Raw genomic sequence first — 13,773 nt, 5'->3', positions numbered from 1 at the left:
TAAACACCTAATATTCAAACGACAAACATTTTTAAAATAGTTATCCATATAATCTCTTTTTTTGTACTTTTGGTTAAAATTTAAGCTATGAAAACAAGAACAATACTTACTTCATTATCACTATTTTTAGTGATATTATTGAGTAGTTGTAACAATAAGGATATTACTTCTTCTAAAGCTCTTGATACTATAGAAGCTCACTTAGAAGACAAACCTGAGTTTGAGAGTACAACAATTCAACTAGGAACTAAGAAATTTAGAAATAAAAAAGACAGCCTTCAGATCAATCAATACAAAGTATTGGAAAAAGAAGGTTATATAGAATTTGAGAATGAGTCTGCTAAGAAAAAATGGTTGTCTAAAGACTCTATCTGGAATGTAACGGTGAAGCTAACTGAGAAAGCACACCCTTATGTGATCAATCAAAAAAGTGATAAGATAACTGTCAAAACAATAGAATATACATTAGATAAAAGCAATAATCTACAACTGAATAACAGAAGTAAGAAATCTGCTACTGCCTCTGTCATGCTATCTAAACAGTATACTCCTTTTATCGTTTTCTCTAAAGATAAAAACCCGAATACCAAGTTTATTACTAAGAAGTACAAACTTCGCTATAGTGAAGAAAACGGATGGTCTATTAACTAGAAATAATGGGAAAGAATATTACTATTTTAGTATTTATACAACTTAGTCTAGCGATAATATCTGCTGTACTTATCTCTAAGATGTCTTTCTTAGGAAGAGTAGGTATTTCGCTAATGTATAAACAATACACTGTATTTAAAACACCTTGGAAGACTGCATTAATTATATTTGGTATTCAGGTAGCGCTAATTATTATCTTAGCTCTATTTAAGTATTTCTCTTCAAGACCAATTGCTAATATCGTTACAGTAGTTTTACTTATCATAGGAGTTATAGGCGCTTACTATACGTATATCGACTTTACGAGAACTTCGCACAAGCACATGAAGTTTTACTTCCATCTAGGAGGTTATATGTTTTGGTTTAACTGGATCTTCAGTTGTCTATTCTTCTTTTGTTTAAAAGGTAAAAGAAAAGCTTTACCTTTATCAACAACTGAATTAGATCAATCTGACATTCAACCCAAAATAGATTAGATTATATAAAAACAACAATACTACTCACACCATGAATAAACACATTATACTAATGGCTGCTATGGCAATCATGACTGTAGGCTGCAAAGAAAACAAAGCCACTACTCCTGCCGAATCAACATCACTAAAGTCTTCTACTACGAAAACAAATGATGACAATGGTACAATGGCTATACCTATGCACGGCACTGGAGAGAATAGTTCTTCTGCTACTAATGGAAGTTTCAAAATGGATGAGAGTATGAAAAAAAATATTCAAGAACAGAAAGCTCAGGAGTAAAAAGCTTTCTTCATTTGATAAATTAGTATGACCTTAGAATTATTTGACTAGTTCTAAGGTCTTTTTATTTTAATTTAAATTCAACAATAGATAACCTATCACGAATTAAGCTCAAAAATAAATAGTCGTAATCCGTTACTATTGTTTATTTTTGCATTCTTATTAAATTCGTTTGATATTAACAGTAATTGATATATGATACAAGAACCTAAAAGATATACTATTACAGCAGCATTGCCTTATACGAATGGACCTATCCATATCGGGCACTTAGCTGGTGTATATGTACCTGCTGATATTTATGCAAGATTCTTGCGTTTGCAAGGAAAGGACGTAGCGTTTATATGTGGAAGTGATGAGCACGGAGTAGCTATTTCTATGAAAGCTAAAAAAGAGGGAATTACTCCTCAACAAGTAATTGATAAATACAATGGTATTATCAAGCAATCTTTTATGGACTTCGGTATCTCTTTAGACAATTACTCTCGTACTTCATCTTCTATTCACCATCAGACAGCTTCTGAATTCTTCAAGAAGTTATACAACGAAGGTAAATTTATAGAAGAAGTTACAGAACAATTATACGATGAGAAAGCTGATCAGTTCTTAGCTGACCGTTTCGTAACAGGTACTTGTCCTAAATGTGGTAATGAAGAAGCCTATGGAGACCAATGTGAAAAATGTGGTACTTCATTAAACGCAACAGATTTAATCAATCCTAAGTCTACTATCACTGGGACTAAACCAATCTTAAAGTCAACTAAACATTGGTTCTTACCATTAGACCAATACGATACATTCTTACGTGAGTGGATCTTAGAAGGTCATAAAAATGACTGGAAACCTAATGTATATGGACAAGTTAAGTCTTGGCTAGAGGATGGGCTAAAGCCTCGTGCTGTAACGCGTGACTTAGACTGGGGTATCCCTGTACCTGTAGAAGGTGCTGAAGGAAAAGTTCTGTATGTATGGTTTGATGCTCCTATCGGATACATCTCATCTACTAAAGAATGGGCTCAGAGAGAAGGTAAAGACTGGGAACCATATTGGAAGTCTGATGATACTAAGTTAGTACACTTCATCGGTAAGGATAATATTGTATTCCACTGTGTAATATTCCCTGCGATGTTAAAAGCAGAAGGAAGCTATATCTTACCTGATAACGTACCTGCTAATGAGTTCTTAAACTTAGAAGGAAACAAACTATCTACGTCTAAAAACTGGGCAGTATGGTTACACGAGTACTTAGAAGATTTCCCTGGCAAACAAGATGTATTGCGTTATGCTTTGACTTCTAACGCTCCTGAGACAAAAGACAACGACTTTACTTGGAAAGACTTCCAAGCTAGAAATAACAATGAATTAGTAGCTATCTTCGGTAACTTTATTAACCGTGTGGTAGTATTGACTAATAAATATTACGAAGGTGTAGTGCCTCAACCTAATGAATTCTCTGATGTTGATATCGCTACATTAACTGAGTTAAGAGCTTATCCTAGTGTAATCGAAAGTTCTGTAGAGCGCTATAGATTCAGAGAGGCATTGTCAGAAATGATGAATGTAGCTCGTCTAGGGAATAAGTACTTAGCTGATGAGGAACCTTGGAAACTAATCAAGGAGAACCCTGAAAGAGTAAAAACACAGATGTATGTAGCCTTACAAATAGCTGCTGCATTAAGTACTTTGGCTGAACCGTTCTTACCATTCACTGCTAATAAACTGAAATCTATTCTAAAAATAGACACTCCTATCCAATGGAGTACTATCGCTGAAGATAAAGTATTATTACCTACAGGACACACTATCGGACAAGCTGAGCTATTATTCGCTAAGATAGAAGATGAAGAGGTGCAAAAACAATTGGATCGTCTAGAAGCTTCTAAAAAAGCAAATGCCGCTGCTGCAAAAGTAGTAGAGCCTCAGAAAGACACTGCTGTATATGAAGACTTTGCTAAGTTAGACTTACGTGTAGGAACTATCGTAGAAGCTGAGAAAATGCCAAAAGCAAATAAGCTATTGGTATTAAAAGTAGATACTGGTATGGATGTACGTACTATCGTATCAGGTATTGCTGAACACTTCAAACCTGAGGATATCATCGGTAAGAGAGTGACGGTATTAGCTAACCTTGCTCCTCGTGCGCTAAGAGGGGTGGAGAGTCAAGGTATGATACTAATGACTGAAGACCAAGATGGCAAGTTAGTATTCGTGAATCCAGACGAACAAAATGTAAAAAACGGAGCTACGATTAATTAATCAGAGCTTTTACAATAACAAAAAGGCAGACTTTTAAAGGTCTGCCTTTTTTATTTATTTTGAATTTATTATCTATTAATACTCACTTATTTTATCCAGTAGAGCCACTTCTTCTACTGATAACTTTATCTCAGTAGAACGAATCAAACTTTTTAATTGAGAGCTCGATGTAGCACTAACGATAGGAGTACTAATAGACGGTTTGTGTACTTGCCATGCTATAGCAATCTCTGCAATAGTGGCATTGTGCTGTTTTGCTAATATCTCTAGTTGATCTATAATACGCATTCCCCTCTCATTAATATACCCTTTCACCATATCCTTTCTAGAACTACCTTCTATATCATCTAAGTTTCTATACTTTCCACTTAAGAAACCACTTGCTAATGCAAAATAGCTCATTACAGCAAGTTTCTCTTCTTCTACTAAAGGCAAGTATTCATGCTCATACTTCTCTCTATCATAAAGGTTATAAAGAGGCTGTATAGCCATATACTCTGCCCATCCCTTTTCTCGTGCAATAGCATTACTTGATTCAATGCGTTCAACCTCTAGATTAGACGCTCCTAAATATCTTACTTTACCAGCCTTAACTAAACTATTAAAAGTCTCCATCGTTTCTTCTTGTGAAGTCTCTAAGTCATCATAGTGAGAGAAATATAAATCAATATAATCTGTATTCAACCTCTTCAATGAAGCATCCACACATCCTTCAATATATTCTCTCTTAAGTCCTTTTGTTCCATCTCCCATACGACCACCTACTTTAGTAGAAAGAACGATATCGTGTCTCTTTTTACTTTCTTTAAACCACTTCCCTATTATTGCTTCAGATTCACCACCTACATTATCTGGCGCCCAATGAGAATAGTTATTAGCTGTATCTATAAAAGTTAGTCCATTGTCATATAACTCATCTAACATCTTAAATGATTCTTTCTCATCTAAAGTCCATCCAAACACATTACCTCCGAAAGACAAAGCTGGAACATATAACTCCGACTTTCCAAATTTATATTTTGCCATAATTTTACATTTTTATTATACCCCTAAAGTTAAGCAATAAAAAAAGGAGACCATAAATGATCTCCTTTTTTGTATATATTTTGTGATAACTTATTAGAAGTTATAACGTAATGTAAAGTTCCAAGTTCTACCTGCACCTAATAAAACTTCATTCTTCTCACTAACACCTTTCCAAGTTGCTTCACCTGGTCTAGCTTCATAGTTAGTTCTTGCCGAAGATATATAAGTTGTATCAAATACGTTATTCACGTTAACACGCATAGTAACAGAATTTGTTTTTTCTTTACCAACAGGTAATCTATAAGAAAGACCAGCATCAAATAAATTAAATGCAGGAAGTTTCATAGATCCACTCTTACCTTCTGCATCAGCTTTATCAATTGCTAAAGATCCATAGAAATTATCATTGTATCTATAATTAGCATCGATTTTAAGTCCCTTAGCAATTTCGTAATTAGCCCCTAAGTTAATAATGAACTGTGGTGCTCCACCTACTTTTGCTCCATCAATGTATAAAGTCTGCGTTTTGAATCCAGAGTTTGGATCGCCTGGTGTATTATAGATAGGTGTATTATTTTCTTCATCGTAGTAGATACCAGATACATTAGATGCATATTTCCAATCTCCCCAAGAGAAAGACCCAGTAATATTTAATCTATCAATTGGATTATATAAGAAATCCATCTCTACTCCTGTATGAATTTGTTCAATTCCACTTAATGTAGCAGTAGCATTATTTTCAACCTCTTTACCATTCTCACCAATAATACCAGTCTTATATCTAGTAGATGCTCTTAACACTCTGTCATCCCAAGAAGTTCTATAAACGTTAACGTTTGCTCTAAACTTCTCACTTCTGAAACCATAACCTGCCTCAAGTCCAAAAATCTTTTCGTTTGTACTACTTGGATTAATTGTATTTGAATTGTTTAAGAAAACTCCATTATTCATAAATGGCTGTCTTGAATAATATCCTGTGTTGAAAAACACATTGTGATTTTCATTAATATTATAGTTTACTCCCCCTTTAACATTTCCTCCTAAGATACTTTCCCAAGATGTCTTCTGTTCACCAGAATCAGCAGTATGGTTAAAGTAATCAACTCTTTGCATCCATTGATTAGAAATAGCTCCTTGAACGAATACTGATAGATTATCTTTTGAATACTCAACTTGTCCAAATCCTCCTAACCACTTAACATTTCCATCATTGTGGTATCCTACTTTTTCTCTTCCGTTCCAATCAACCCAAGGATTCATTGAAGCTTTAGCATCATAAGTTTGACTCACAACATAAGAGCCAGTATAATTTTTATTGTTATTAACAACAAAACCATCAGCCCCCATTAAGTTATCTAATAACTGGTAGTGATAACCTTTATAAATACGAGCATCTAAACCAAAGTCAACAGTCCAATTATCATTAACTTTTGCATTCATATTCATAACTGTTCCATACCAGTCATGTGAGTTAATACTAGATCTTCTAGCCCATCCACCGTCTCCAGCATTTTTATAATTTGTATCCACATAATATTTACCATCTTCGCTAGCAATATTATTAGGATGCTTCCAATCAGCTACTGTCTCTCCTCTATTCCAAGCTGCAATATCATCAAATCTCATATGTCCATTTGCATCTCTTACTTCAGTACCAAAGTCTCTGTATCCACTTGGTCCACCACCAATTGTACCGGTTCCTCCTCCACGTCCCCATGAAGCATAAACTACAGTACCAAATGTCCATGTCTCGTTAATATTGAAATCATAGTTCAAAGACATAACTGGTTTGTTATAGTAATTAGATTTAAAATTAAATCTCTCACCATTATAGAATCCTGTATCAGGATTATATCTCTTATTTAATTCTCCGTTATTATACTTCTTAATATTTTCGATTGACATAGAAGTACTACGTTGATCGTGATCTTGTTTAGCTCCAGTAAAAGTAAACTGTAAATTATGACGACTATCTTTAGATTTATACCCTAATCCTAAATAATAATTTACTCCTTCAAATCCAGTACCTTCAACATAACCATTACCTCTAGTGTATCCTAATAAAATAGAAGCAGAAAGCCCATTCTCTAATACCCCAGTATTGTAAGAAGCAAGTCCTTTAAAGTAATCATTATTACCTACTCCCGCAGAAATAGACCCTCCTTCTCTAGCATCAGAAGTACGTGTTAATACGTTAATTGTCCCTCCCACAGAAGAGATAGCTAATTTAGATGATCCTAATCCTCGTTGCACTTGCATAGCAGATGTAACATCTGATAAACCAGCCCAATTTGACCAGTACACAGAACCACCTTCCATATCATTAACAGGCATACCGTTAATTAACACAGCAATGTTCTTTTGATCAAATCCACGAATATTGATATTAGAATCTCCATAACCTCCACCACCTTTAGAAGCATACACAGATGGAGTTGTGTTTAAAATTTCAGGAAACTCTTGAGAACCAAGTTTTTCTTGAATTTCAGCAGCTTTAATTGTAGAAACAGCTACTGGAGTTTTACGATCTTTTGCTACGTCAGCAACACCCATAATAACGATGTCATCTAACATATTTTGGTCAGCAGCAAGTACTACAGTCCCAAGATCTACTTTCTTATCAGCGCCAACTTTGAAAGCTACAGTCTTAGACTGATATCCAATAAAAGAGATAACAACTTCTCCTTTATCCTCAGAAACATTCAGTTCGAACTTACCATCCATATCAGATGATGCGCCGTTCAGAGTTCCTTTTACTATGATTGCCGCTCCAGGTAATCCCGATTGGAATTCACCATCTATAACAACACCAGTAATTTTGTTTTGTGAAAGTGCAGATACTGAGGTAAATACCATTACCATCATCAGCATCCAGTTCTTCAAGTTTTTCATTTTGTAAGTGTAAGTGATAAAATTATTTTCGCAACAAATGTACAAAAACATCCATACTCAATGTTACCAAAACATTAAAATTAACGTTTTATCACTATTTAGACTTATTCTACAACTCTATTTTTTACAAAATAACGCAATAAAAAAGCAGTTGAACTATCATGTTCACATATATTTTTAGATTTAATTTCATTTTGTATATTCTTTGCCAAAATCTTTCCGTACTCTACACCGAACTGATCGAAGCTATAAATATTCCAAATTACCCCTTGAACGAACGTCTTATGTTCATATAGTGCGATTAACTCACCTAAACTTTTAGGAGTTAATTTGTCAATTAAAATTGTATTTGATGGTTTATTACCACAAAACTCTCTAAAGTTACTTAAAAAAGGTCCTCCATCACTTTCATACTCTTCCCCTATCTTTCCGTTTAACAAAGCTTCGCTTTGACCAAAGAAGTTAGACATCAATATATCGTGATTAGTACTCTCCTTGAAATGAGGGTTTACAAAACCAATAAAGTCAATAGGGATTACCTTAGTACCTTGGTGAAATAGCTGAAAGAAAGCATGCTGAGCAGAAACTCCTACTTCTCCCCATATTAGTGTACCTGTTTGATAATTGACTGGTGCTCCACTTCTATCCTTATTTTTACCATTACTCTCCATAATCATCTGCTGTAAGTGAGCAGGTAACTTGCCAAGTAACTGACTATAAGGAACGACAGCTTCTGTCTCATATCCATAAAAGTTATTATACCACACACTTAGAAGAGCCATCAGTACAGGTAAATTCTCCTTAAACTCAGCTTCTTTAAAATGCTTATCCATAGCATGAGCTCCTTCTAGAAGTTCTTCAAAGTGATCATATCCCACAGCCAAAGCAATAGAAATTCCAACAGCACTCCACAGAGAAAATCGTCCTCCAACAAAATCCCACATAGGATATATGTTCTCTCGTTTTACTCCAAAGCTCATCGCCTCTTCTATCGCTACAGAAACACCTACATAATGAGCACTCAAATCAATAGTTCCAAGATGACCTTCTAACCAAGATTTAATCTTCTTTGCATTCTCTATTGTCTCTTGAGTAGTAAATGTCTTAGAAACAATAAGAACTAAAGTAGTCTCAGGATTAAGTTTATTTAATACTGATTGTAAATAATCATCATCAACATTAGAAATATAATGCATTCCTAATTCAGTACGATAGTTAGCTAATGCATGTACTACCATTTTAGGACCTAAGTCTGACCCCCCTATACCTACATTAATAACATCGGTAAATTTCTTACCTGAATGAGAAGTATAAGAACCATTTAATACCTTAGCAGTAAATTCTTTAATTCGTTTGCGAGTATCTTGTATCTCTGTTAGAACGTTCTCTCCATGAACAAGAACAGAAGAATTAGGAGACAAATCTCTTAAGGCCGTATGCAATACAGCTCTTTTCTCAGTTGCATTAATAATATCTCCTTTATACATTGCTTGAATTGCTTCTTTTAGATTCAATTCATTAGCAAGCTCTAACAATATATTTATTGTTTCCTCTGTAATCTTATTTTTTGAATAATCTAGCAAGAAATCTTCCCACTGAATATTCATTTTATTAGCTCTTTCAGGATCCTCAGCAAACAATTTTTGCATCTGAACAAACTCCATTTGACCGTAATGCTCCCTAAGCTTCTTCCAAGCTAAAGTTCCAGAAGGATTTATACTCTCTAACATCTCTACAACTAACTAACTTTTATTCTCCTTTAAATTTTTCGTTTAATGCCTTGTCTAATTCAGCTTTAAGTGGTGTAATATATTCTTTAAATGCTGGTAATTCTTTCTTCTCCATCGGAACAGAATTAGGTAAAGACTGATTCAAAGGATCGACCTGTACTCCATTCTTCCAAAAGCGATAACACACGTGTGGTCCAGTCGCTAAGCCAGTACTCCCTACAAGTCCTATTGTCTGTCCCTGATCTACCCTTTGTCCTACTTTTACAAGTATTTTAGACATATGTAAATATTGAGTAGAATATGTACCATTGTGTTTTACTTTTACAAAGTTACCATTTCCTGCTGTATATCCAGCTCTTTCTACTACACCAGATGCAGTAGTCATGATTGGCGTTCCTGTAGGAGCTGCATAATCTGTTCCATTATGAGACTTCCATTTCTTCTGTACAGGGTGAAAACGATTTTTTGAATATTTTGAAGTAATTCTAAAGAACTTCAAAGGAGCCTTTAAGAACATACTCTTCATTGGTCGTCCCTCTTCATCAAAATATTCAGTAGCTTTAGAATCTTGTCTTTTATAAGGAAAAGAATACAAATCCTTCCCACGATATCTAAAGTAAGCAGCATCTATCTTAGACACTCCTAAATAAATAGTATCATTAATATACTTTTCCTCTATTGTAAAAGCAAATCTGTCTTCTGGTTGTAATTTAAAGAAGTCAATAGACCATGCAAAGATCTGTGACATTTTAGTCGCTAGAGATTGATCTACACCTTCTTTACTTAAACTTAATGAAAGCGATCCTTCTATTTCTGAAGCAACTGTTCTACGCTTAATAGTTACTGGATAAGTAATTGTGTAAGCACTAATCGAGTCACGCAAATCGATAACCTGATATCCAGATATATTAGGATGATAGATAAATGCAGCTAACTTCTCTTGATCCTTTCTATACTTAACCAAAGCATAAGGTTGACCAACGCGAATATTACGTACATTGAATGTATCTTTTACTTGCGTAACTATATTATGAACTTCAGTAGAACCAATATTATTATTCCCGAAGATCTTCCCAATATTATCTCCACTTCGAATAGTATCTTCTACTAAAACGTAATCTTTTAAATCAAAACCATATAATTCTCCTACAATCTCTTCTACATGCTCTTTTTCTGGTTGGGCTTCTATAGTAACCTCTTCCGTTTTTTTACATGAGATAAGTGCTGTAGCGATTAGTACACTATAAATAAATTGCTTCAAAACTCTAAAATATCTTTATTTTCAACTTCTTCTCCTTTACTATTTTCCCCAATTCGCTTTTTCTTCCTCACTCCATAACTCTGGAAAGAATATACGCTTCTGATATTGTGGCAACATATACTTTTTCCAATCGCTTCCTCCAGTAGCTTCTTTTGTTTCTCCTGGATTACTTTCAAGATACTTAAGTGCAGCTTCATAATGCCCCATTACCCACACAACATTAACTGTTTTATCAAAATGACGCATTGCTTCTACCAACCCCTTATCTGATTTGGCTTCTAGGGGTAATTTCACAAATTTCTGCCATAAATTTGTTTTTTCATAATCTTTCATGGCTTTAACAAAAGTTTCACAATATCTATTTTCAAACTCTTTCAATAGATATGACTTCTCTCCTGTCTTATAGTCTTTACCTGCTGCCTGCCAATACATATATTCTAACGCCTCTTTTTCAGAAATATTTTGTGGTAAATCATTTACAAATCTCTTATCGATTAAATTAATCCAATCTGTACAACCAAACTCAATTAATCGATACTGACTACTCTGAAATCCACTTGCAGGAGCTAAAGTATTCCTAAATTTCAAATACTGTTCTACCTCCATACCATCTTTCATAATCGTAAACGAAGACGTAAGCATATCAAAATAACGACTTATTCTAGCTAGCCGTTCTTTAAAGAACTCTACTGTTAGGCTCTCATCATTACACTCACTTACCTGATTCAGCTCCCACAGTATCATTTTAAATAATAGCTCATTCACTTGATGATACATAATAAACACCATCTCATCGGGCAAGACGGTTCTCTGAGTCTGGAGATTTAGCAATGCATCAGTTTGGATATAATCCCAATACGTAATAGGTTTAGCATACAACATGCCTTCTATTTGAGTTTCTGCCTTAATTCCTAAATCATTAAAGCGATCCACTACCTCAGAGAATTTTTTATCGATCATACTTTTATTAACTAATTATTTTACGAACTCTAGCTTCGTCACTAAATTCTTATACTCCTCTAAATCAGCTTTTAGAGAACCTACTGCAAGGCTGGCTTTGATACGTACTGGCACTTTATTAGCATCAGCACTTACCCAAACTGTCAAACTTTCCTTCTCTTTAAACACACGGCCTGCCATCACATAAGGACGAAACTTTAAAGTTTTCAATTTACCAAAATTTGTCTTTAAAACTTCCTCTCCTAGATATTTTAATTTAAATTTAAATATTTCTCCATCGAAGAACATATCTATCTCTACAGACTCACCTACTTTAAGATCATTTAACCCAGGATATTTACGCAAATAGTAAAAGGAAGATACGATATCTTGCACGCTTTTAGTAACTGTATATTGCTTCTCTGTCTTCTTCTCATAATCCTTTACAGTGACTTTCATATTCTTGTAGTTAAACCACCCTTCCTGGTCCTTTGTATAGCCACCTTCATCTATTTTTCGAATAAAACGATGAGGAATTACCTCTTTCTTTTCAAAATAACTCTCGTAGTTATCATATACTTTAAAAAACATCTTAGGCACACCTGTAGTATAACCAATTCCTTTAGCATGGTAAACAGGGACGCCATTCTGGACAGTATCTGTCAAACGCAAAGTAGCTATACCAGCATTTAATAACCCATAACTAATTCTAAATTTCAGGAATTCACCTTTATCAAAAGCCTTCACAGAAGATTGTGAGTACAGAATACTTGTGGTAAACACACACACAAGTAATATTAGAAGATTCTTTTTCATATTGGTTGTTTTTTATTCAAAAATAGCAAACAAAAAAACCCAGCCAAAGAAATGACTGAGTTTTTATGCTATTAACCAACCAAAAAACTATAAATTATGAAAAATTTATTACACTCAAATAAAGCTTATGACGACCTTATTTTTGCGAGTGCAAATGTATAGCTTTTTACGGACTATTACCACCCTAATTGGTTTTTAACTTTTATTTAACCAAACAAGTCTCCAAAAAACCTGTTTTAATATTTAATTAACTGAATCTTAAAGCGTTCCTCTTTTCTCTTGTTCACGTTCTATTGACTCAAATAAGGCTTTAAAGTTACCTGCACCAAATCCTCTAGCTCCCATTCTTTGAATAATTTCGAAGAATAAAGTCGGTCTATCCTCTACAGGCTTCGTAAATATCTGTAATAAATATCCTTCTTCATCGGCGTCAATCATGATACCGAGCTTCTGAAGTTCTTTAATATCCTCCTTCATCATGTCCATATGTACGCCTAGACGAGTAGGTATCATATCATAATATGCTTGTGGCGGAGCAGATAAGAACTCTACTCCTCTATCTTTCATCGCAGCTACAGTCTTGATGATATCATCGGTAGCTACAGCGATATGTTGTACTCCGGGACCATTATAGAAGTCTAAATATTCTTCTACTTGTGATCTTTTCGCTCCCTCCGCAGGCTCATTAATAGGGAATTTAATACGACCATTCCCGTTAGACATTACCTTACTCATTAAGGCAGAATATTCCGTATTGATTTGTTTATCATCAAAAGATAAGAAGTTTACGAATCCCATCACATCCTCATACCACTTTACCCAAGTATTCATCTCATTCCATCCCACATTACCTACCATGTGATCTACGTATTTTAATCCAACAGGAGTAGGGTTATAATCGCTCTCCCATTTTTTAAATCCTGGTAAGAATGTACCTGTATAATTTTTACGTTCTACAAACATGTGAACTGTCTCTCCATACGTATAGATACCTGCACGTACTACTTCACCGTACTCATCTTTCTCTACAGTAGGTGCCATAAATGACTTAGCACCGCGACTAGTAGTCTCTTCATATGCTTTACGAGCATCTTCTACCCATAACGCCACCACTTTTACACCATCACCATGTTGTACGATATGGTTATTTAATTCTGACTCTGCCGTTAAAGGTGTAGTCAATACTATTCTTATTTTATCCTGTACCAACACGTAAGACGCTCTATCTCTTACTCCTGTCTCTAATCCAGCATACGCCAAAGATTGAAAGCCAAAAGCCGTTTTATAAAAATGAGCAGCTTGCTTAGCATTTCCTACAATAAATTCTACGTAATCTGTTCCTAATAGAGGCAAGAAATCTTGCGCTCCTTCAAATATTTTTTCTAAGCCAAATTCAACTGACTTTACTTCTTTACTCATAATATATAGTTTTTAGGTTGTTGTTTG

11 protein-coding genes are annotated in these 13,773 nt (G+C 34.5%); 4 read left to right on the top strand and 7 right to left on the bottom strand.

Annotated elements, in window-relative coordinates:
* Positions 1-87 precede the first annotated feature (87 nt).
* The 4 genes from E0Z07_RS06010 (at position 88) to metG (ending at position 3,663) form a co-directional block, all read left to right on the top strand.
* Complete coding sequence (locus E0Z07_RS06010) at positions 88-651, top strand: hypothetical protein (RefSeq protein WP_131540477.1); 564 nt, start codon at positions 88-90, stop codon at positions 649-651.
* A 5-nt stretch (positions 652-656) separates the two neighbouring features.
* Entirely contained in the window at positions 657-1,127 is a 471-nt protein-coding gene (locus E0Z07_RS06005; RefSeq protein ID WP_006257742.1) for a hypothetical protein, read from the top strand.
* 31 nt (positions 1,128-1,158) lie between these two features.
* Entirely contained in the window at positions 1,159-1,407 is a 249-nt protein-coding gene (locus E0Z07_RS06000) for a hypothetical protein (protein ID WP_025124880.1), read from the top strand.
* A gap of 195 nt (positions 1,408-1,602) precedes the next feature.
* Positions 1,603-3,663: a methionine--tRNA ligase gene (metG, locus tag E0Z07_RS05995; protein WP_016650000.1), complete on the top strand. Its 2,061-nt coding sequence runs from the start codon at positions 1,603-1,605 to the stop codon at positions 3,661-3,663.
* A gap of 75 nt (positions 3,664-3,738) precedes the next feature.
* Here the strand turns inward: metG and E0Z07_RS05990 are convergent, their stop codons facing one another.
* The 7 genes from E0Z07_RS05990 to hppD form a co-directional block, all read right to left on the bottom strand.
* Complete coding sequence (locus E0Z07_RS05990; RefSeq protein ID WP_131540476.1) at positions 3,739-4,689, bottom strand: aldo/keto reductase; 951 nt, start codon at positions 4,687-4,689, stop codon at positions 3,739-3,741.
* Between the two features lie 93 nt (positions 4,690-4,782).
* Complete coding sequence (locus E0Z07_RS05985) at positions 4,783-7,632, bottom strand: TonB-dependent receptor (RefSeq protein ID WP_131540475.1); 2,850 nt, start codon at positions 7,630-7,632, stop codon at positions 4,783-4,785.
* 53 nt (positions 7,633-7,685) lie between these two features.
* The gene (gene pgi, locus E0Z07_RS05980; RefSeq protein ID WP_006257749.1) at positions 7,686-9,311 is read right to left on the bottom strand and encodes a glucose-6-phosphate isomerase; all 1,626 of its coding nucleotides are present in this window, start codon (positions 9,309-9,311) and stop codon (positions 7,686-7,688) included.
* Positions 9,312-9,330: 19 nt separating this feature from the next.
* Positions 9,331-10,572 (bottom strand): M23 family metallopeptidase, encoded by a 1,242-nt coding sequence (locus tag E0Z07_RS05975; RefSeq protein ID WP_006257750.1) that lies wholly within the window; start codon positions 10,570-10,572, stop codon positions 9,331-9,333.
* Positions 10,573-10,611: 39 nt separating this feature from the next.
* Positions 10,612-11,532, bottom strand: coding sequence for a tryptophan 2,3-dioxygenase family protein (locus E0Z07_RS05970; RefSeq protein WP_131540474.1), 921 nt, complete (start codon positions 11,530-11,532; stop codon positions 10,612-10,614).
* 15 nt (positions 11,533-11,547) lie between these two features.
* A complete protein-coding gene (locus E0Z07_RS05965; RefSeq protein WP_006257752.1) occupies positions 11,548-12,327 on the bottom strand; it encodes a DUF3108 domain-containing protein in 780 nt (259 codons plus the stop codon).
* 258 nt (positions 12,328-12,585) lie between these two features.
* Positions 12,586-13,746 (bottom strand): 4-hydroxyphenylpyruvate dioxygenase, encoded by a 1,161-nt coding sequence (gene hppD, locus E0Z07_RS05960; protein ID WP_131540473.1) that lies wholly within the window; start codon positions 13,744-13,746, stop codon positions 12,586-12,588.
* Positions 13,747-13,773 lie beyond the last annotated feature (27 nt).

This window comes from Myroides odoratimimus (genome assembly GCF_004337635.1).
In the GTDB taxonomy this organism is placed as follows: Bacteria; Bacteroidota; Bacteroidia; order Flavobacteriales; family Flavobacteriaceae; genus Flavobacterium; species Flavobacterium odoratimimum.
Note: the sequence above shows the minus strand (reverse complement) of the source record. Positions and strands in the feature narration are given on the sequence as shown.

Bases quoted from the DNA above. Each gene is read 5' to 3' on its own strand.
- E0Z07_RS05965 (WP_006257752.1), bottom strand. From the start codon at position 12,327: ATGAAAAAGAATCTTCTAATATTACTTGTGTGTGTGTTTACCACAAGT.
- hppD (WP_131540473.1), bottom strand. From the start codon at position 13,746: ATGAGTAAAGAAGTAAAGTCAGTTGAATTTGGCTTAGAAAAAATATTT.
- E0Z07_RS05985 (WP_131540475.1), bottom strand. From the start codon at position 7,632: ATGTTTTTGTACATTTGTTGCGAAAATAATTTTATCACTTACACTTAC.
- E0Z07_RS05970 (WP_131540474.1), bottom strand. From the start codon at position 11,532: ATGATCGATAAAAAATTCTCTGAGGTAGTGGATCGCTTTAATGATTTA.
- metG (WP_016650000.1), top strand. From the start codon at position 1,603: ATGATACAAGAACCTAAAAGATATACTATTACAGCAGCATTGCCTTAT.
- pgi (WP_006257749.1), bottom strand. From the start codon at position 9,311: ATGTTAGAGAGTATAAATCCTTCTGGAACTTTAGCTTGGAAGAAGCTT.
- E0Z07_RS06000 (WP_025124880.1), top strand. From the start codon at position 1,159: ATGAATAAACACATTATACTAATGGCTGCTATGGCAATCATGACTGTA.
- E0Z07_RS06010 (WP_131540477.1), top strand. From the start codon at position 88: ATGAAAACAAGAACAATACTTACTTCATTATCACTATTTTTAGTGATA.
- E0Z07_RS06005 (WP_006257742.1), top strand. From the start codon at position 657: ATGGGAAAGAATATTACTATTTTAGTATTTATACAACTTAGTCTAGCG.
- E0Z07_RS05990 (WP_131540476.1), bottom strand. From the start codon at position 4,689: ATGGCAAAATATAAATTTGGAAAGTCGGAGTTATATGTTCCAGCTTTG.